Below are 17,600 nucleotides of genomic sequence, written 5' to 3'. Positions count from 1 at the left end.
CTTTCGGCATTCGGGCTGGTGGAGTACCGTCGGCCGAAAAATGAAAATGAGGGTGTAATGACTGCTGAGACTGGCGCATATCCGCGCGAACTGATTGGCTATGGGCGCAACACGCCGGATCCGAAATGGCCTGGCGATGCCCGCATCGCGGTGCAATTCGTGATCAACTATGAAGAGGGTGGCGAGAGCTGCATCCTTGATGGCGACCCCGCATCGGAATCCCTGCTTTCCGAGATCGTTGGCGCCGATGCCTGGCCCGGCCAGCGCAACATGAACATGGAATCGCTTTACGAATACGGATCGCGGGCAGGCTTCTGGCGGCTTTGGCGCATTTTTACCGGCTTTAAAATTCCCGTCACCGTCTATGGCGTCACCCAGGCCATGGCGCGCAATCCGGAAGCGGTCGCGGCGATGAAGGAAGCGGGCTGGGAAATTGCCAGCCACGGTCTGCGCTGGCTGGAATACAAGGATTTCGACATCGAGACCGAGCGCGCCCATATTCGCGAGGCGGTGCGGCTGCACACCGAAGTGACCGGCGAGCGCCCCTATGGTCTTTATCAGGGCAAGCCTTCGGTCAATACGCTCGATCTGGTGATGGAGGAGGGTGGCTTCCTCTATTCCGCCGATACCTATGCCGATGATCTGCCCTATTGGGTGAAAACGCCCGAGGGCAAACCCTTCCTGCTTATTCCCTATACGCTCGACAATAACGACATGCGGTTTGCCACCCCGCAGGGCTTCAATTCGGGCGATCAGTTCTTCACCTATCTCAAGGATGCCTTCGACACGCTTTACGAGGAAGGCCGCGAGGGCGCGCCGAAGATGATGTCGGTGGGCCTGCATTGCCGGCTTGTCGGCAAGCCGGGCCGTGCGGCAGCGCTCAGGCGTTTCCTCGATTACGTCCAGACACACGACAAGGTCTGGCTTCCAAGGCGTGTCGAGATCGCCCGCCACTGGTATGAGCATCATCTGCGGGTGGGAGAGGGAGCATGATTTCACGCGCGGAATTTGTCAGCCGGTTCGGCGGCGTGTTCGAATATTCGCCGTTCATTGCCGAACGCGCCTATGATCAGGGGCTTGTCAGCGAGCCTTTGACGGCATCCGGCGTGCATGATGCGCTGTGTACGGTGTTTCGCGCGGCAAGCGATGCGGAGCGGCTTGGCGTTTTGCGCAAGCATCCCGACCTTGCCGGAAAACTTGCCGTCTCCGGGGATCTGACGGAAGAAAGCCGCCGCGAACAGGCCGGCGCCGGGCTCGATCGCCTCACGCCGGAAGAGCACACAGAGTTTACGGAACTCAATTCCGCCTATATAGAGAAATTCCAATTTCCTTTCATTATTGCAGTCAGCGGACTCAATAAGGACGATATTCTCGCCGCCTTCAAAAGCCGAATCGACAATTCCGCCGAGGAGGAACTGGCTACAGCCTGTCTTCAGGTCGAGAAAATCGCCGGGTTCCGCCTGCAGTCCCTTCTCGCGGAGTAATTGATGTCCGAACAAGAAATGAGTGTGGCCCTGCCTGATTTTGCAGTGGGAGCGATCAACCTCGCCTCGGCCCGTCTGGGCGCGCGTGCGCTTTATGCCACCGACCAGTTTTTTGCGCCGCTGGCGCGCATGCTGAAAGACGATTCCCCTGTCTTCCTGCCCGGCGAATATGACGAGCACGGCAAGTGGATGGACGGCTGGGAAAGCCGCAGAAAACGCGTGCCCGGCCATGACTGGGCGATTATTCGTCTCGCCATGCCGGGTCGCATTCGCGGTTTTGATGTCGATACCTCGCATTTTACCGGCAATTATCCGCCGCAGTGTTCCATTGAGGGCTGCTATATGGAATCCGGCGAGCCGGACGGAAATGCCGACTGGCAGGAGGTCCTCAGCCGTTCCGATCTCGGTCCCGACAGCCATCATTATTTCGAGATGGATCAGGACCGGCGGCAAAAGGTGTTCACCCATCTGAGGGTCCACATCTATCCCGATGGCGGCATTGCCCGCCTCAGGGCCTATGGATCGGCCTATTTCAACTGGGACAAGGTCGGCGATGGCGAGGAAGTCGATCTTGCCTATATCTTCGGCGGCACCCACGCCCTGCACTGGTCCGATGCCCATTACGGCCATCCCGACCGCACGCTGGCGCCCGGCCGCGGTGTCAATATGGGCGACGGATGGGAAACCGCGCGCCGGCGCGGCCCAGGCCATGACTGGATGATCCTCAAACTCGGCCATCCGGGCATCATTCGCCGCATCGTCGTCGATACCGCGCATTTCAAGGGCAATTTCCCCGATACCTGCATGCTGCTCGGTGCCAATCTGCCGGATCAGAATGACGTTTTCACGCCGGAAGAGATCACGGCCTCGGAAAACTGGGAGCCGATCCTGGACCAGACCAAGATGCAGGCCGATCATATTCACGAGTTCTCCGGCGCTGCGGTGAAGAATATCGGCCCGGTGACCCATGTGCGACTGGCGATGTTCCCCGATGGCGGGATCAGCCGCCTGCGTCTTTACGGAGTGAAAGGTTGAGATGAGCATCAGGCTGCCCGTTGAGAAACTGACCCCGGAAGCCTTCGCGCCCTTCGGCACGGTGATCGCGCCCGATCCGGCAACGGCAAAGTCGATCAACGGCGGCACGACCACGCGCTTCCATGCGCTGGCGCGGTGCGAGGCGCTTGGTACCGATGCCGGGGTGATCATCAACATCTTTCGCGGAAGCCCGCGCCGGTTTCCCTATCAGGTGGACATGATGGAGCGGCATCCGCTGGGCAGCCAGAGCTTTTCGCCGCTTTCGCCCCGGCCGTTCCTCGTCATCGTCGCCGAGGATCACGGCGGCACACCGGCCAAACCGCGGGTTTTCCTGGCCGAGAACGGGCAGGGGGTCAATTACCGCGCCAATGTCTGGCATCATCCGCTGATGGCGCTTGGCGAGACGAGTGATTTTCTGGTTGTCGACCGGGACGGTCCCGGCAACAATCTGGAGGAATACATCTACCCCGCCCTGTTCACCATCGAGGAGACTGAGTTTTGACCGGCCTGACCACGCATGTTCTCGACACCGCCCTCGGCCAGCCCGCCTCCGGCATGAAGATCGATCTTTACCGCCTGAACGGCGCGGAGCGGACCTTCATCAAATCGGTCCACACCAATGATGACGGGCGTATCGACGGCGGTCCGATGATTGCATCGGATGATATCGAGGTGGGGCAATATGAACTGGTCTTCCACGCCGGTGATTATCTCAGGCGCACCGGCGCTGCGGTCACCGAACCGGCGTTTCTGGAGGATATACCGCTGCGTTTTGGGATTGCCGATGTGACGGCGCATTACCATGTGCCGCTGCTGGTCTCCGCCCACGCCTATTCGACCTATCGCGGAAGCTGATCCCCATGAAGATTGCCGCACTCGCCGATATCCATGGCAATATCGATGCATTGGAGGCCGTGCTCGCCGATCTCGAGCGCCACAGGCCGGATGCGGTGGTCAATCTTGGCGACAGCCTGTCCTCGCCGCTTGCCGCCGGTGAAACGGCTGAGCGGCTTTTGCCGCTTTCGCTGCCGACGGTGCGTGGCAATCACGACCGGGCGCTGGTCGAAGGCCCGGAAAGCGAGATGGGGGACTGGGAGAAACCGGCTTTTCCGGAGCTTTCGGAAGCCCATCTGCAATGGCTCCGCGACATGCCGAGTGCGCTGGTGGTCGAGGGCGAGGTTTATATGTGCCACGCGACACCGCAAAGAGACGATGTCATGTGGACCGAGGAACTGCTGCCGTCCGGCCATTTTGCGCTGAAATCCCAGGCGGAGATCGAAGCGCTGGCCGAGGGGATTTCCTATCCGCTGATCCTGTGCGGCCATTCCCACACCGCGCGTTCGGTGCTGCTGTCGGAGGGCCGTATCCTCGTCAATCCCGGTTCCGTCGGCTGCCCCGGCTTCGCCTATAACGTGCCTGTCGACCACAAGCTGGAAGCGGCAAATCCGTTCGCCTGCTATGCGATCATCGAAAAAACCGACGCCGGCTGGCAACCGACCTTTCATCAGGTCCGCTACGACACGACCCGCATGGTCTCGCTGGCGCGTGACGCCGGCTATGAGGATTGGGTGAAGGTGATTGCGACGGGGCGGGTGGATTAGAGCGCTGCTATTGCCGTTGTTCGCGGAGACCTAACCCAGATAGACCGTGCCTGCGGGATAACCGATCCGGCTTGGTTTCCGGGTGGCGAGCAGGAAGCCCAGTGTTATCGGGCCGACGCGGCCGATGAACATGACCACCATGATGATGGCCCGGCCCGCATTGTCGAGATCGCCTGTGACGCCCTGAGACATGCCGACTGTGGCGAAGGCAGAGACCGTTTCGAACGCAATCGCGAGAAAATCGCCTTCGTGAAACAGCAGGAGCACGAAGATCGCGGTCATGATGAGCAGGATGCTGGTTGTGGCCAGTGCCAGAACTTTCATGACCTGATCCAGTCCGAGTTCACGCCCGAAGACCTGAATATTGGCCCGCCGTTTGAAAAACGCGACCGTTGCCAGCAACAGGACGATGAAGGTCGTGACCTTGATGCCGCCCCCGGTTGAGGTGCTGCCGGCGCCGATGAACATCAGGGTCATGAACATCAGCGCGGTGGGATCGGACAGGTTGCCGATCTCGACGGTGTTGAACCCGGCGGTGCGTGTTGTGGCGGCCTGAAACCAGCTTGCCCAGAGCCGGTCGAACCATGGAAGCGCCCCGAGGGTTCCGGGGTTCGTCCACTCCATCAGGGCAAATGCCAGTGCCGACCACACAAGCAATGCCACCGTGCCGGTCAGCATCAGCTTGGTGTGCAGCGAGAACCGGCGCCAGCTGCGGACCCGCCAGATGTCGGAGGCGACCGTGAAGCCAAGCCCGCCCATGATGAACAGGGCGGGAATGGTCAGGTTGATGATCGGATTGCCGACCCAGCGGCTCAAACTGTCCGGAAACAGGGCGAAACCTGCATTGTTGAAGGCGGAAACCGCGTGAAACAGGGCCTGCCAGAGACCCTCGCGCCAGCCCGCTTCGGGCACGAAAACCAGCGCCAGCAGTCCCGCGCCGACCAGTTCGCATAAAAGAACGACCTTGAGGATCATGCGGGTCAGCGCCAGCAGGTCCGTCGCCGAAGTCTGGTTGAGGTCTTCCTTCAGGTAAAGACGGTGGGTAAAGCCGACCGGCAGGCCAAGCATCGACAGGATCAGGACGGCAAATGTCATGAGGCCAAGGCCGCCGAGCTGGATCAGGAGCATGACGACAACCTGACCGAAAACGGTGTACATGCTGCCGGTATCCACGACGACGAGACCTGTGACGGTGACCGCCGACGTCGCGGTGAAGGCGGCATCGGACCAGGTGATCGGGCCGGTGGTCGCAAGGGGCAGTTTCAGCGCAGCCGTGCCAAGGATGATGCAGCCGGCATAGATGAGGATCAGGACGAGCGGCGGGGCCAGATGCGGCGTCTGGCGTTTCGCGTAGATGCGTATCATGCCTCAGTTTCCGTCCCGCAGATCGTCTCCGAAATGGCGCAGGTCCGCGCGTTTGCCGAGCAGGAGAAGCTTGTCGTCCTCCATCAGTCTCAGGTCGCCATCGTCACAGGACAGATACTGATTGTCCCGCATCGCCCCCAATGCCCTGACGTTATATTTCTCGAAAATGGCGGCCTTGCCGACCATCTTGCCGTCGAGCTCGGCAGGCACTTTGAAGTCGACCACATGATAACCGTTTCCGAGGCTGACATAGTCGCGCACAAGCGGATTGTGCAGCATCTGCGCAATGTGCTGTCCGATTTCCTGTTCAGGCAGGATCACGCGGTCCGCGCCGAGCTTGGTCAGGATGCGGTGGTGCGTCCGGTTGAGGGCCTTGACCCAGATCGTCTCGACGCCGAGCATCTTGACGTTCATGGTGCACAGGACATTCGCTTCCAGGTCTTCCCCGATCGCGACAATGGCGACGTCGTAGTCTGCGACGCCTGCTTCCTTGAGCGCGAGTTCGTCCTTGCCGTCGGCAATCACCGCTTCCGTCAGCGTTTCCGCCAGCCTTGTCACGTATTGTCCGTCAATGTCGATGCCCAGGACCGGATTGCCGAAACGGGCAAGCTCACTGGCAACGGTGCTGCCGAACGTTCCAAGGCCGATCACGGCGAAGCTGCGGGTTTTCATGGTTTTGACCTTTCCGCTGTGGCAAGTGACGGCAGAAAGCGTCATCTCGACCAGGAATGCAAGTCTTGCGGACCGACGGTCTTTGCCGATTGCGTGCAAGCGTTTCAGGCAGGTCTATATACTGAAGAACCCGCCGGTCAAAACCGGCGGGTTCCCATGACAGGCGTGGACGATTCTATGCGGCCATCTGGAACCGGAGGGGGTGTTCCGTCAGGTCGCCGAGCAATTGCAGCCAGCGGTCTGCAAATGTTTGCTCTGCCTCCTTCGCCTGCTTTCTTCGGGATACGGCGCCCCGTCGAAAGGTATTGACTTCAAATTCATCCAGAAAACGGGCCCAGCCATCCGGCGTATTGTCGCCAACGCCGGCTGCACCGTTTGCGATATGCCCGGCAAGGCCGTCGGCGCCCGAGGCAATCACCGGCCGGCCGGCTGCCATCGCCTCGAGTGCCACCAGCCCGTAAGGCTCGAAGCGTGAAGGCATGGCGATCACATCGCACGAGGCCATGGCGGCCGCCGGGCTTTCCGCATAGCCCTTGAAAACGATGCGCGGATCCTTGCCGGACAGTTTTTTCAGGTACTTTTCGTCCGCGCCGCTGCCGTAAACATGCAGTTCGATATCCTTCCGGTTCGAACGGCGCAGGCCTTCGATGAGAATGTCGAAGCCCTTCTGGCTGTCGAAACGGCCGATTGCACCGATGACCGTCTTGCCGGCCGGCAACCTGTCAGGCAGGGCGAAAAAATCGTCGAGCGCAACACAGGGTTCGATGACGGCGAGGCGGTCGCCCGAAACAAATTTCCGACCGAGCCACTGCCCCTGCTGGGCGCTGACGGCGACGACCTTGTCGAATAGCGCATAGGCTGCCGACAGCAGGGTTTCGAACCGGTCACGGTTTTCGACACGCGCGGTGACGAAACGCTCCGAATAGCTGTGCTCGACATGGATCAGCGGCGTTTCGGCATAACGGGCCCGCAGCGCCGTCATCAGCGGCATGTTTTTCCAGCAGACCGAAAGATGCGAGACGATATGGCTGGCGTCGGCAAGGCGCGGCGGCGAAAGCTGACCGCGCTTGACACGCACGAGCTTGTGTTCTCCGGCGCCCTGTCCGAGGGCGCGGGTGAGGTGATCGAGCATGCGGTTGACACCGCCGAAACCGGCATCATCGACGAGGTGGTAGATGGTCATGGATCGGGTCTCCCAAAGGTCAGGCGTTGCTGGTGCCGAGAAGGCGGTTTTCAACATGGGCATAGAGGCCGTCGCCGGCGAGTGCGATCACGGCAGCGGCGGCGAGCGTGACGGTGGTCTTCACCGGCTCTTCAATGAGCGGGCGACGTGATGCTTTCAGCGAACGCAGCGCGTAGCCGAGTGCGGCGCGGCCCTGTCGCAGGGAAACACAGCGTCGTGCCAGATACCGCAGCTGATAGGCGGCGGCGCGGTCGCCATGGCGCTCGACCAGGGCGGGGGCGAGCCGGGCGATCTTGTCGCGCATGGCAAGCCAGGTCTGAAACTGCTTTTCGACATTGGCCGAAAGGCCGCCGATATGGATGCGGTAAAGCGTCAGGTGACCCGGAATTCCTTCGATCTTCCAGTCCTGGGTGACGATGAAACGCAGCCAGCCTTCGATGTCGTCAGACTGGCGGAAGTTTTCGTCAAACCACCAGTCGCGCTCGGTTTCTCCGGCCGGACGATAGCCGAAGCCTTCCAGGGCGGCGGCGCGGATAACGGCGGCAGAGCCGTTGCCGATCGGGTTGCGGCAGAAGACGTCGGCCGCGGTGATGTTCTTCAGCTTCGGCGACTGGTTGATGCCGACGGACTTGCCATCGCGATCGATCATGCTGGACCCTGCAAAGCTGATGCCGACATCCGGGTTGTCCTCAAGGTGGCGGATGTGAAGCTCAAGCTTTTCGGGCAGCCACAGGTCGTCGGCATCGCAAAAGCCGACATAGGCACCCTTTGCGGCGGCGATGCCGGTGTTGTGGGCGCCCGCGAGACCCCGGTTGGCCTGCGAGATCAGACGAATGCGCGGATCGGCATACCCTTTGACAATGGCAACCGTGCTGTCGCTGGAGCCGTCGTCGACAACGATGATCTCGAAATCGGCGAAGGTCTGGTCGAGCAGGGAATCGAGGGTTTCGCGAATGGTTGTCGCGGCATTGTAGGCCGGAACAACGATGCTGGCGGCGGGAAACAGGTTTTTCATGGCGACGTTCTCCGGGTGATGATCAGTGGTTTGCCGAAAGACGCTTGAAAGCGCTCGGGCTCAGGGCTTCGACAGTGGCCGCGCCGAGGGTCAGGACACCCCGGCTGGGCTGTTTGAAAAAGGCGCGCGGGCTGAGGCAGAGCGCCTTGAGTGCAAGCTTGAGCGCGGTGCCGCGTCTGCTTTCCAGCCGCAGCGCGCGGCGGGCGAGATAGCGCAGATGCGTGGCTTCGGCCGCATTGATCTCGCTCTGCGAGAGGGCAACGTTCAGCCGGCGGGCGGTCAAAAGCGCGGTTTCCCAGGAAAAGCGCATGGCCGCCAGGTCGGATGACAGGCCGCTCCGGCTCGTGCGGTAAAAGGTCAGCACCGTGTCGATCCCTTCGATCCGCGCACCGCCGGCGGCAAGCCGCACCAGCCACTCGACATCTTCGCCGTGCACGATATTCGCGTTGAAGCCGCCGGAAGCGATGAAGGCTTCGCGTGTGACGACAATGTTCGACATCGTGCAGGTTTCGTTTTCGGCAATCAGGTTGGCGACCGTCAGCGGGGTGTTCGAAACCGTGGAATAGGTCTCGACATCCGCAACGCTGTTGGCGAAAAACGCAACGCGACCATAGGCAACGTCCGGGGCACTCGTTTCGGCGAACCGCCTGTCGAGAACGTTCAGGCGGTTGGCGGGCCAGATATCATCGGCATCGAGGAAGGCGATCAGCTCGCCTTCGGCGTGGTGGAAGACCGCCCGGTTGCGGGCGATGCTCGGGCCACCATTGGCCTGCTGTACGATCCGGATCCGTCTGCTGCGCTGGGCAAACCAGCTGGCGATGGCGACGGTTTCGTCGGTTGAACCATCATCGATGACGATAACCTCGAAATCGAAAAAGGTCTGGTCGAGAACCGCGTTCAGTGTTGCCGCGATCGTTTCGGCGGCGTTGTAGCAAGGAATGACAACCGAAAATCTGGTCATAATCAGGCTCCCTGAAACGAGGGTTTGCAATGGGCCACGGTGCGGACACCGAAAGCGCGAAACAGTACCGGTATCGAAACGGCGCTCTGGACGATCGTCGCAGCGGCAAGCGTTGCCCAGGCCAGGACCGTCAGGCCGTAGGGGGCCGCGACAACAGCCGTCGCCGTGATGATCGTTCCGGCAACCAGCGACAGGGCCAGTTCACGATCGGCACGGCCACCGGAGCGCAGCCACTGGGCGGTGACCGACCACAGCATATTCGGGATCGCCGTCAGGCAGAGAATGGCGACCAGCGGGGCAACCGATGCCCATTTGGCACCGAAGACCAGCGAAACATAAGACGATGCGGCAAAGCTCTGGGTCAGCGCGACGACTGTGATCGCTGTCAGAGCCAGCGTGAGGCCGCGCTTGAGCGCACCGATACGGTCGCCGGATGTCGACAGATAGGGAAACAGGACCGTCGACAGTGCGGTTGCCAGCGAGGTCGAGATGCCGACCCCGGCATTGAAGGCAAAGAAATAGATGCCGAGCGCTTCCGTTCCGAGGACGGCGCCGACGATCAGCTTGTCGGCCTGTGCCCTGACAGCCTTCACGAATTCGATGCCGAGCACCGACGCGCCGAAGCGGGTGAAGGCGGAAAGCGGCGCCGGCGCGATGCCGGGTGCGGGCTTCCAGGCGACCAGGCGGCGCATGCCGATCAGCCAGACCGGTGCGGAAATCAGCTTCGGCAGAACCACAGCCAGCGGGCTCGGGAATATGGCGACGAGCACGACGGTCAGCAGGTTGGCGCTGACATTCTGTGCGCCCGAGACCGCGGCCGTGCGGGTCAGCATGCCCCTGCGCATGGCAAGGGCGCACTGGACAAGGCCACCGGGCATGAACAGGTATTCCAGCCCGAGCAGTGCGATCAGGGCGAAGGTCATGATGCTGCCACCGGCAAGCCAGACACCGGCGCCGACTGCGATCTGCAGAACGGTTAGCCCCGTGCACCAGACCCAGAAGATCTGGCGGGCGCGGTTGCAGACAGCGTCAAGCTCGTTGTCGCCGGCGATGATGATGCGCTGGCCTACGCCGTTTTCGGCGAGCGATTTGAGGATTTCCGAGCCGGCCATGGCCGCCGCCGCGATGCCGAGTTCCACGGGGGAGAGGAAGCGGGCCATCGCGACGACGACCGCGAGCCGGGAGGCTTTCGCGGCAGCCTCCGACGCGAGATAGGCCGAAGCGCCGCGCAGAAGCGGCGAAGAAGCAGCGTCAGCAATTTTCTGTCTGAGCATGTTCATCCTGGTATCGGCCTTGTGTTTCAAGCGGTGGACGTCGGGTTTCGTTGTGTTAGGTTTATAAGTGAAAGGAGGGAGGTCTTTGGGGGTGCCGAAGGACATCGGAACGCACATTCGGCTCTGTTTCCTATCCTTTGGTATAGGCGACAGGCGGTAGAGCCGTGTGATTATTGGGTGTGTCAGCGGCCGGCGGAAAAGGCCGCATTGCAGTATGGGTCAAAAGCGTTTGGAAAACCGACTGAAAACGGCTTGCTGCCGCGTCGCGCTCGTGTCGCTTCTTGCCTTTGCGCAAGGGTGCGCCACGCTCGAGCCGATTGAAAACAGCGAAAACGTCAAGCAAGGCGAAAGCTATCAGGCTCAGTATCGGGCGACGACATCCGATGACGAGGCCGAACGCCTGCGCAAATCTTCCGTTCTGATGAATGCTCAGCGCTGTGCGCCCGACCAGAAGCTCGGGCCGCCCGGCAGCCGGATGGTGCCGCCCGATATCGACATCCTGTCGCCCGGCGATCTGATCGAAATCTCGATTACCGACGATGATGTGATTTCAGGCAAATACGAAGTGTCGCAGGACGGCATGTTGCGGCTGATGCATGTGCCGCCGGTCCGCGCCCAGGGGCGGTCTGTCGATTCCATCGAGGAATCCGTGCGCCGGACCCTGATTGACGAGGGGCTTTACAACACGGTGCCGCTGGTTTCGATCCGCGTGATGGACTTTGCACCGGCGCGTGTCTTCGTGGCCGGCGCCGTGTTCGAGCCGGGATCGGTGACGATCGGTTCGGTTGCCGCAACATCGCTGGACCGGCTTCGGCAGGAAACGGCCGGCGGGCGGACCAGCGCGCGGCGACTGGCGCGCGCCCTGCAATCGGCCGGCGGCGTGCGCCCGGATGCCGACCTTTCGCGGGTCTCGGTCTGGCGCGGCGGACACAAGAAAGTTTATGACATGCGCCCCGTGATCACCGGGCATGCCTATCCCGATCCCGTTCTGCTGGAGGGCGATCAGGTCGAAATTCCAAGCCGCCACTGCTTCCAGGAAGAGCTGGTGGCGCCCTCGGCCGTTTCACCGCCGGGCGTCAAGGTGTTCATGTCCAATCTCGCGGTGCCCGCCACATCCAATTCCCAGGCCGCGATTTCCAAGGATACGGTCGAACTGCGCTACGGGACGCGCTTTCTGCAGGCCGTCTTCAGCCTCAATTGCGTCGGCGGCACGCGACTGACGAATTCCAATCGCTCGGCTGTGCTGTTTACCCGTAATCCCATCACCGGCCAGTCGATCGTGATCGAGCGCAATCTCGAGGAACTCCTGCGGCGCGGGGATCGTGACAATTTCGATCCCTATCTGATGCCGGGTGATGCACTGGCCTGCTATGATTCCTCGGTGATCAACATTACCGACCTTGCCACCAAGCTGGGGATTATCGGCGCGCTCGGTGTGATCATCTGAGCGCTTCAGCCTGTCAGTTCCGACAGGGCTTTCAGCGTTCTTTCAGCCGTTTCCCGCGCGGCGGTGCAGAGCGGGGCAATTTGTTCGCGCGCGCCGTGCTTTGCCGCCGATTCCACATCCAGCAATGTGGCCCGCAGGGCAATTGCGCCGAAAACGGCGGCGGACCCCGCCATCTTGTGGGCGCAGGCAGCCAGGTCTTCGAGGTCGGTCTTGTGCTCGGGATCGCCGCAGAATCTTGACTCCGATTCAGCCAGTTCCGTCTTGAACCGTTCAAGCTGGCGCTGGAACAGTTCGGGCGGCAGTGCCTCGGTCAGGTCCGCCAGCGTTTCATGATCGATCAGATTGAAATCATCCGATACCTCATCGTCATCGGAAGACGCGTTGTCGGCAGCCTCGCGCCGGCGCATCAACATGCCGATCACCTCCCGCACCTTGGCGCTTCGAAGCGGCTTGACGATGCAGTCTTCCATGCCTGCATCTTCGAGCTTGCGGCGCTCATCCGGCAAGGCATGGGCGGTCAGACCGAATATCGGCACATCGCGCGACAGGCCGTTGCCTTCACGGATGGCACGGGTGGCGCCGATCCCGTCGAGGCGCGGCATGCTGACATCCATGAAAATCACGTCGAAGCGCTCGGCTGCGGCCTTGTCGACACCTTCGATGCCGTCATGCGCCTCCACGATCCGGCAACCGTGCTTCTTCAGCATTTCACGCGCCACGAAACGGTTGGTCTCATTGTCTTCGACAAGCAGGACGGAAAGTCCCGCCTGTTCGAGCGGCACGGGCGCGCTTTCGGTCTTTTCGACCTCCACCGGTCGCTGTTCCGACACTGCAAGCGGCGGCAGGCGCAGATAGAAGCGGCTGCCCTGACCGGGCGCGCTTTCAACGCCGATTTCGCCGCCCATCAGTTCGACAAGCCGGCGCGAAATTCCGAGACCAAGACCCGAGCCGGGCGCCGTCCGCTTATAGGACGGGTCCAGCATCACGAAGTCATCGAAAATACGTGAAACATCCGCTTCACTGATCCCGATGCCAGTGTCGCTGACGGAAAACTCGACCCAGCCCTCTTTGTCATACGGGAGAGCGCTGATCCGGATCGTACCGTTTTCGGTGAACTTCACGGCGTTTCCGACGAGATTGATCAGAACTTGGCGCAGGGCGTGGCGGTCCTGATCGAAAAACGCTGCTTCTTCCGCAGTCCTTATCTCTATGGTGTTTCCGCGTCTTTGCGCTGCCGGATCGTTCATTTTCTTCAGTTCCGTCATCAGCGGAAGAACTTCGAAGTGAACCGGATTGAGCCGGGTAACGCCTGCTTCAATGCGGGTGATGTTGAGGACATCGTCGATATGGCTTTGCAGGATTTTGCCGGATGCGATGGCCGTTTCGACATAATCACGCTGTTTGCGGGTCAGCCGGGTTTCGTTCAGCATGTCCAGCAGGCCCATGACCCCGTTGAGCGGGGTGCGCATCTCGTGGCTCATGACGGCAAGAAAGTCGGATTTCGCCTTCGCCGTTGCCACGGCATCGTCGCGTGCCTGGGTCAGATTATCCTGCGCGCGTTTGCGTTCGGAAATGTCGCGCATATAGGTCACGATGATGCGTCTTTCGCCGCGCCGGATCAGGCCTACCGACACTTCCGCCGGGAAGACTTCGCCGTCAGCGCGCATGGCGTTGATTTCCAGCCGTCCGGAAAGATTGGTTTCGCTGCCGCGGAACCGGTCGAGAAACTCGACGCGCCTGTCCCGGTGAAGCTGGAGATCCTCTTTCGGGATGATCAGCTTTTCAGCCGTGACGCCAAGCGCATGTTCGCGCTTGTAGCCGAAAAGCTGTTCGGCAGCGGGATTGAAATCGAGGATGCGCCCTTTTTCGTCCGAGACGATGATTGCATCCAGCGAGGCGTTGATCGCGCTCTCGTAAAGCAGGTTTTGCGTTTGCAGATCTTCGGTTCGTATCCGCGCGATGCGGAACTGCCAGACGGCGAGGAACAGCGCCAGAAACATGGCCGCCATAACGCCGGCTGCGACCAGCCCGGTGCGCAGCAGAAGACTGGAAAAGGCCTGCCGGTCCTGATCGGATTGCGCGGCCAGAAGGCGCACGCCGGTCAGCGCGATTTCGCGGACGTCGTCACGCATTGCATTCAGTGTCGGCTTGAGCGTCGGCAGGGCGCTGGCGAGCGCGTCATCGGGTCCGTCAATGAGGGGGATGGCGCGGTTGAGCGTATCGGTAATCCGGTTCAGGGTCTGCCGGGCGCCCGCCTGTCGCGTGACGTTGCTGAAGACCGATCCACGCCGCAGCGTGTCGATCCGGCTGTAGAAGATATCGAAGCGCTGGCGAAGCTCGTCAAGTGTTGCGGGCGTCGGGTTACGGGTCGCATCGTCGACGGCGCTTTCCAGCACCAGCAGTTCGACCTGGACCTGCGCCATCTGCCACTGGACATTGTCGGTCGAAGCCGAGCGCAGCCGCGCCAGTTCCTGCATCAGCTGTGCAGCAAGCAGGCTCAGCACCAGCGTCACCGCCAGCAAAAAGAGACCGGCGGCGACGTAAACGCCTCTCCAGTCTCTCGGTTTGCGGTCGCGGGCGGCTATGTCAGCCTGTTCCTGCATCAGATCAGTCTTCCACTTCGATCGACTTCAACTGCCATATGCTACGCGAATATGTGATCTCTGTCTTGTAGGCCGGCTTGTCATCAAAGGGATAGATTACCCAGACCGGTCCTTTGTCCCGCACCGAAAGAGGGTGTCCGTCAACCCGCGTCGCCAGGATCGGCCCGCCGGAAACGGCCTCCGATGCCGGGACATCAATTGCGTAGTCATTGAGCGCGGTCATCAGCAGTTGCGTGCCGTCGGCGTCAACGGCGTCGAGCAGTGCCGACAGTTCCACGCCGGAATATTCAGCCGCTTTGTCGGTCCAGATTGTCTCTGTCGTAAAACGGGTCTGGGGCAGGGCGTCCAGCATGGCGAGATCGAATTCGGCCGCACCGTCGGCGTTGGTCACGCCGATGTTGCCTGAAACCGTCAGGATGACGCGGCCCATCGGTGCGGGCAGGTCCTCGGCCGATGCGGTCGCAATCAGAAGAAAGGGCGTCAGCACTGCGGTCAGAAAAAGTCGTTGGAACATGATCAGCAACCTTCCAGGTTCGCGGAATTGATATTGTGATTTTACGCGCAAGCCGCGCGGGCTGATGAGCAAACAAGCGTGGTTGCGCTATACGAAAGGATAGGATCGGCGACGCGATCGTGACGTTGGATCGCGTGCCGGACCTTTTGTTTTCAATAGGCGCCGCGCCCGGAGAAGACCGCGCGCACCGTCAGCGCGATAATGGTCAGGTCCAGGACGATACTGCGCGAGCGGATATAGGCATTGTCCATCTGCAGCATCCGCTCGAACCCGATTTCCGCGCGGCCGGAAACCTGCCAGAGCCCGGTGATGCCCGGTTTGGCGGCAAGCCGCGACATGGCTTCCGGTGCGTAGGCGGCAACTTCCTGCGGCAGCGCGGGACGCGGGCCGACAATCGACATATTGCCCTTCAGCACATTGATCAGCTGCGGCAGTTCGTCGATCGAAAGCTTGCGCATGATCCGGCCGACCGGCGTGACACGCGGGTCCTTGCGCGATTTGAAGCAGATGCCTTCGCGGTCACTGGTTTCCAGCAATGCTGCGCGGCGGGCCTCCGCATCGCGGTACATCGAGCGGAACTTCAGCATGGTGAATGTCTGGCCGTTTTCGCCGACACGGGTTTGACGAAAGAACACGGGCCCCCGCGAGGTGGCCGCCACGGCAAGCGCAGTGCTGGCCATCAGCGGCGACAGCATCAAAAGTGCCGATGAGGCAACGGCAATGTCGAGCAGGCGTTTGCCGCGAACATTTGCGGCAGCCGTCGCCCCGGCACGCACCGTGCGGGCCTCACGCCAGGCGTTGAAAACGAAACGGAAATTGCCGACGAGATAGCGTTTGGCCATCCGCTTCGGTTCCATCATCAGCCGCCAGACCCATTCGCACCCCGCCTTGCGGAAGAGCAGAGGCGCACGGGTGACCCGACCCGACCAGAAATCGAACTGAGCGCCGACGCCCATGACCATGCTGGCATTGAGCTTGTGGCGGTTGCGTGCAATCCACACGTCCTGCATTGGCACGCCAAGCGCGACAAGCACGATATCGGCGCCCGAACGGTTGATGGCGTCGATGATGCCGGCTTCGTCGTCACGGGTGAAATAGCCATGGCGGGTGCCGGCAATCTTCAGGCCGGGCGCAAGTTCGCCGGCGCGCTTGGCCGCAGCATCCGCCACGCCATCCTGACTGCCGAAAAAGTAGATTGAACGGCCAAGTCGTGCGGCTTCCCGACACAGCGGCACGAAAAGGTCGGTGCCGTTGAGATTGGCCTCGAAACCCTTTTTCTGCAGCTTGGCTGCAAGCTTCATGCCGGAACCATCGGGCAACAGGTAATCCGCCTTGCTGACGGCCCAGCGATAAGATGCGTCGTCCTTATGGGTATTCATGCAATGGGCGTTGAGGAAAGCGGCGGTGCGCTTTTCCTGCGGCGCCTCGAGCAGGCCGCTGACCGCCTCCTGCTGGGTAGCGCTAACAATCGGAAGTCCGAAGAGCGAAACTGTTTTGAAAGCGGCCATCTGCCTCTCCATCATGCGTGTTGCTGTTGGGGAGAAGATGCCGGAAGCGCGGGGCCTGCGCCTTATCGAGTAAGGTGATGTTTTACGCCTGGAAGCATAGGAGACTGCGCGCCCGCAACGTTGTCTGCTGCTTTCGGATGGCACACCTATCCAAAGGGCATATTCACGCGAACCAGCCTATCCCTTAGGCTATATCGATGCCGAGTGACGGTGACAGGTGATGCCTTTTTAAGTTATGGGTGAACTTTGAGGCAGAGGTCATGAGAAGGGGAAGCTCATGAAGATATTGATAGCGGACGACCACGAACTGGTGCGCGACACCATATCTGCCTTTCTGTCGAACGAGCCGGGATTGCGCATTTCCGTGGCGGCCGACTTTGACGGCGCGGCCGACCTGATGAACAAGGAAGGTCCGTTCGATCTTGTGCTGCTCGATTACGCGATGCCGGGGATGAATGGTCTGGAGGGACTTGCGAAAGCCAGGGACCTGAATTTCGGCAGTCCTGTCGCCATCCTTTCGGGCACCGCTTCGCGCGATGTGGCGGAGGAGGCGCTGGCGTCCGGTGCGGCCGGATTTCTGCCGAAGAGCCTTCCGGCAAAGTCGCTCATCCATGCGGTGCGCTTCATGGCAGCCGGCGAGCAATATGCGCCGGTGCAGTTCATGACGGAAAAGGAAGAAAAGACGACCCATCCGCTGGAGGAAAAGCTGACCCGGCGAGAGATGGAGGTTCTGAAAGGACTTGTCGAAGGCCATTCCAACAAGGAAATCGCGCGCACGCTCGATCTCCAGGAAGTGACCGTCAAGCTGCACGTCAAGACGCTTTGCCGCAAGCTGGATGCGCGCAACCGCACCATGGCGGCGATGATCGCCAAGAATGCCGGTCTGTTCTGAACCCTATCCCAAAGGGTAGCGATGAACGCGAAAGGGCGTGCGGTTA

17 protein-coding genes are annotated in these 17,600 nt (G+C 61.1%); 8 read left to right on the top strand and 9 right to left on the bottom strand.

From position 1 onward, the window contains the following. The first annotated feature begins 57 nt into the window (after window positions 1–57). The 6 genes from puuE to ACHZCU_RS03175 are packed head-to-tail and all read left to right on the top strand — an operon-like array spanning window position 58 to window position 4,120. On the top strand, window positions 58–993 hold the full coding sequence (puuE, locus tag ACHZCU_RS03200) for an allantoinase PuuE (protein WP_319517620.1): 936 nt from the start codon (window positions 58–60) through the stop codon (window positions 991–993). After that, window positions 990–1,484: a 2-oxo-4-hydroxy-4-carboxy-5-ureidoimidazoline decarboxylase gene (uraD, locus tag ACHZCU_RS03195; RefSeq protein ID WP_106302307.1), complete on the top strand. Its 495-nt coding sequence runs from the start codon at window positions 990–992 to the stop codon at window positions 1,482–1,484. Before puuE ends, uraD begins: the two co-directional genes overlap by 4 nt. Window positions 1,485–1,487: 3 nt before the next feature. Further along, a complete protein-coding gene (alc, locus tag ACHZCU_RS03190; RefSeq protein ID WP_319517619.1) occupies window positions 1,488–2,519 on the top strand; it encodes an allantoicase in 1,032 nt (343 codons plus the stop codon). Between the two features lies 1 nt (window position 2,520). Next, the gene (locus tag ACHZCU_RS03185) at window positions 2,521–3,021 is read left to right on the top strand and encodes an ureidoglycolate lyase (RefSeq protein WP_106302301.1); all 501 of its coding nucleotides are present in this window, start codon (window positions 2,521–2,523) and stop codon (window positions 3,019–3,021) included. After that, complete coding sequence (gene uraH, locus ACHZCU_RS03180) at window positions 3,018–3,374, top strand: hydroxyisourate hydrolase (RefSeq protein WP_106302298.1); 357 nt, start codon at window positions 3,018–3,020, stop codon at window positions 3,372–3,374. Before ACHZCU_RS03185 ends, uraH begins: the two co-directional genes overlap by 4 nt. Window positions 3,375–3,379: 5 nt before the next feature. Further along, window positions 3,380–4,120 (top strand): metallophosphoesterase family protein, encoded by a 741-nt coding sequence (locus ACHZCU_RS03175; RefSeq protein ID WP_319517618.1) that lies wholly within the window; start codon window positions 3,380–3,382, stop codon window positions 4,118–4,120. A 30-nt stretch (window positions 4,121–4,150) separates the two neighbouring features. On the opposite strand, the gene ACHZCU_RS03170 is transcribed toward ACHZCU_RS03175, so the two are convergent. The 6 genes from ACHZCU_RS03170 to ACHZCU_RS03145 form a co-directional block, all read right to left on the bottom strand. After that, window positions 4,151–5,485, bottom strand: a complete 1,335-nt coding sequence (locus ACHZCU_RS03170) for a TrkH family potassium uptake protein (RefSeq protein ID WP_319517617.1) — start codon at window positions 5,483–5,485, stop codon at window positions 4,151–4,153. A 3-nt stretch (window positions 5,486–5,488) separates the two neighbouring features. Beyond that, complete coding sequence (locus tag ACHZCU_RS03165) at window positions 5,489–6,157, bottom strand: TrkA family potassium uptake protein (RefSeq protein ID WP_319517616.1); 669 nt, start codon at window positions 6,155–6,157, stop codon at window positions 5,489–5,491. Window positions 6,158–6,332: 175 nt separating this feature from the next. After that, window positions 6,333–7,340 carry a glycosyltransferase family 4 protein gene (locus ACHZCU_RS03160; protein WP_319517615.1) on the bottom strand — a complete coding sequence of 336 codons (1,008 nt, stop codon included), beginning with the start codon at window positions 7,338–7,340 and terminating at the stop codon, window positions 6,333–6,335. A 19-nt stretch (window positions 7,341–7,359) separates the two neighbouring features. After that, the gene (locus ACHZCU_RS03155) at window positions 7,360–8,355 is read right to left on the bottom strand and encodes a glycosyltransferase (RefSeq protein WP_319517614.1); all 996 of its coding nucleotides are present in this window, start codon (window positions 8,353–8,355) and stop codon (window positions 7,360–7,362) included. A gap of 22 nt (window positions 8,356–8,377) precedes the next feature. After that, window positions 8,378–9,316, bottom strand: a complete 939-nt coding sequence (locus ACHZCU_RS03150) for a glycosyltransferase family A protein (protein ID WP_319517613.1) — start codon at window positions 9,314–9,316, stop codon at window positions 8,378–8,380. A 2-nt stretch (window positions 9,317–9,318) separates the two neighbouring features. Next, a complete protein-coding gene (locus ACHZCU_RS03145; protein WP_319517612.1) occupies window positions 9,319–10,590 on the bottom strand; it encodes an oligosaccharide flippase family protein in 1,272 nt (423 codons plus the stop codon). A 229-nt stretch (window positions 10,591–10,819) separates the two neighbouring features. Here ACHZCU_RS03145 and ACHZCU_RS03140 point away from each other — a divergent pair, with 229 nt between their 5' ends. After that, complete coding sequence (locus ACHZCU_RS03140; protein WP_227023547.1) at window positions 10,820–12,037, top strand: polysaccharide biosynthesis/export family protein; 1,218 nt, start codon at window positions 10,820–10,822, stop codon at window positions 12,035–12,037. Window positions 12,038–12,042: 5 nt separating this feature from the next. Here the strand turns inward: ACHZCU_RS03140 and ACHZCU_RS03135 are convergent, their stop codons facing one another. The 3 genes from ACHZCU_RS03135 to ACHZCU_RS03125 form a co-directional block, all read right to left on the bottom strand. Beyond that, window positions 12,043–14,640, bottom strand: a complete 2,598-nt coding sequence (locus ACHZCU_RS03135) for an ATP-binding protein (protein ID WP_319517611.1) — start codon at window positions 14,638–14,640, stop codon at window positions 12,043–12,045. 4 nt (window positions 14,641–14,644) lie between these two features. Then, a complete protein-coding gene (locus ACHZCU_RS03130; protein WP_319517610.1) occupies window positions 14,645–15,154 on the bottom strand; it encodes a molybdopterin-dependent oxidoreductase in 510 nt (169 codons plus the stop codon). A 152-nt stretch (window positions 15,155–15,306) separates the two neighbouring features. Further along, window positions 15,307–16,662 (bottom strand): WecB/TagA/CpsF family glycosyltransferase, encoded by a 1,356-nt coding sequence (locus ACHZCU_RS03125; protein WP_319517609.1) that lies wholly within the window; start codon window positions 16,660–16,662, stop codon window positions 15,307–15,309. 277 nt (window positions 16,663–16,939) lie between these two features. Between ACHZCU_RS03125 and ACHZCU_RS03120 the strand changes: the two genes are divergently transcribed. Next, on the top strand, window positions 16,940–17,554 hold the full coding sequence (locus tag ACHZCU_RS03120; RefSeq protein WP_106302273.1) for a response regulator: 615 nt from the start codon (window positions 16,940–16,942) through the stop codon (window positions 17,552–17,554). Window positions 17,555–17,600: the final 46 nt, after the last annotated feature.

This window comes from uncultured Martelella sp. (assembly GCF_963677965.2).
GTDB classification, from domain to species: Bacteria; Pseudomonadota; Alphaproteobacteria; order Rhizobiales; family Rhizobiaceae; genus Martelella; species Martelella mangrovi.
Note: the sequence above shows the minus strand (reverse complement) of the source record. Positions and strands in the feature narration are given on the sequence as shown.

What these genes read in the sequence shown, in the direction of transcription:
- puuE (WP_319517620.1), top strand. Translation starts at nt 58, where the DNA reads ATGACTGCTGAGACTGGCGCATATCCGCGCGAACTGATTGGCTATGGG.
- uraD (WP_106302307.1), top strand. Translation starts at nt 990, where the DNA reads ATGATTTCACGCGCGGAATTTGTCAGCCGGTTCGGCGGCGTGTTCGAA.
- alc (WP_319517619.1), top strand. Translation starts at nt 1,488, where the DNA reads ATGTCCGAACAAGAAATGAGTGTGGCCCTGCCTGATTTTGCAGTGGGA.
- ACHZCU_RS03185 (WP_106302301.1), top strand. Translation starts at nt 2,521, where the DNA reads ATGAGCATCAGGCTGCCCGTTGAGAAACTGACCCCGGAAGCCTTCGCG.
- ACHZCU_RS03175 (WP_319517618.1), top strand. Translation starts at nt 3,380, where the DNA reads ATGAAGATTGCCGCACTCGCCGATATCCATGGCAATATCGATGCATTG.
- ACHZCU_RS03170 (WP_319517617.1), bottom strand. Translation starts at nt 5,485, where the DNA reads ATGATACGCATCTACGCGAAACGCCAGACGCCGCATCTGGCCCCGCCG.
- ACHZCU_RS03165 (WP_319517616.1), bottom strand. Translation starts at nt 6,157, where the DNA reads ATGAAAACCCGCAGCTTCGCCGTGATCGGCCTTGGAACGTTCGGCAGC.
- ACHZCU_RS03160 (WP_319517615.1), bottom strand. Translation starts at nt 7,340, where the DNA reads ATGACCATCTACCACCTCGTCGATGATGCCGGTTTCGGCGGTGTCAAC.
- ACHZCU_RS03155 (WP_319517614.1), bottom strand. Translation starts at nt 8,355, where the DNA reads ATGAAAAACCTGTTTCCCGCCGCCAGCATCGTTGTTCCGGCCTACAAT.
- ACHZCU_RS03150 (WP_319517613.1), bottom strand. Translation starts at nt 9,316, where the DNA reads ATGACCAGATTTTCGGTTGTCATTCCTTGCTACAACGCCGCCGAAACG.
- ACHZCU_RS03145 (WP_319517612.1), bottom strand. Translation starts at nt 10,590, where the DNA reads ATGCTCAGACAGAAAATTGCTGACGCTGCTTCTTCGCCGCTTCTGCGC.
- ACHZCU_RS03135 (WP_319517611.1), bottom strand. Translation starts at nt 14,640, where the DNA reads ATGCAGGAACAGGCTGACATAGCCGCCCGCGACCGCAAACCGAGAGAC.
- ACHZCU_RS03130 (WP_319517610.1), bottom strand. Translation starts at nt 15,154, where the DNA reads ATGTTCCAACGACTTTTTCTGACCGCAGTGCTGACGCCCTTTCTTCTG.
- ACHZCU_RS03125 (WP_319517609.1), bottom strand. Translation starts at nt 16,662, where the DNA reads ATGGCCGCTTTCAAAACAGTTTCGCTCTTCGGACTTCCGATTGTTAGC.
- ACHZCU_RS03120 (WP_106302273.1), top strand. Translation starts at nt 16,940, where the DNA reads ATGAAGATATTGATAGCGGACGACCACGAACTGGTGCGCGACACCATA.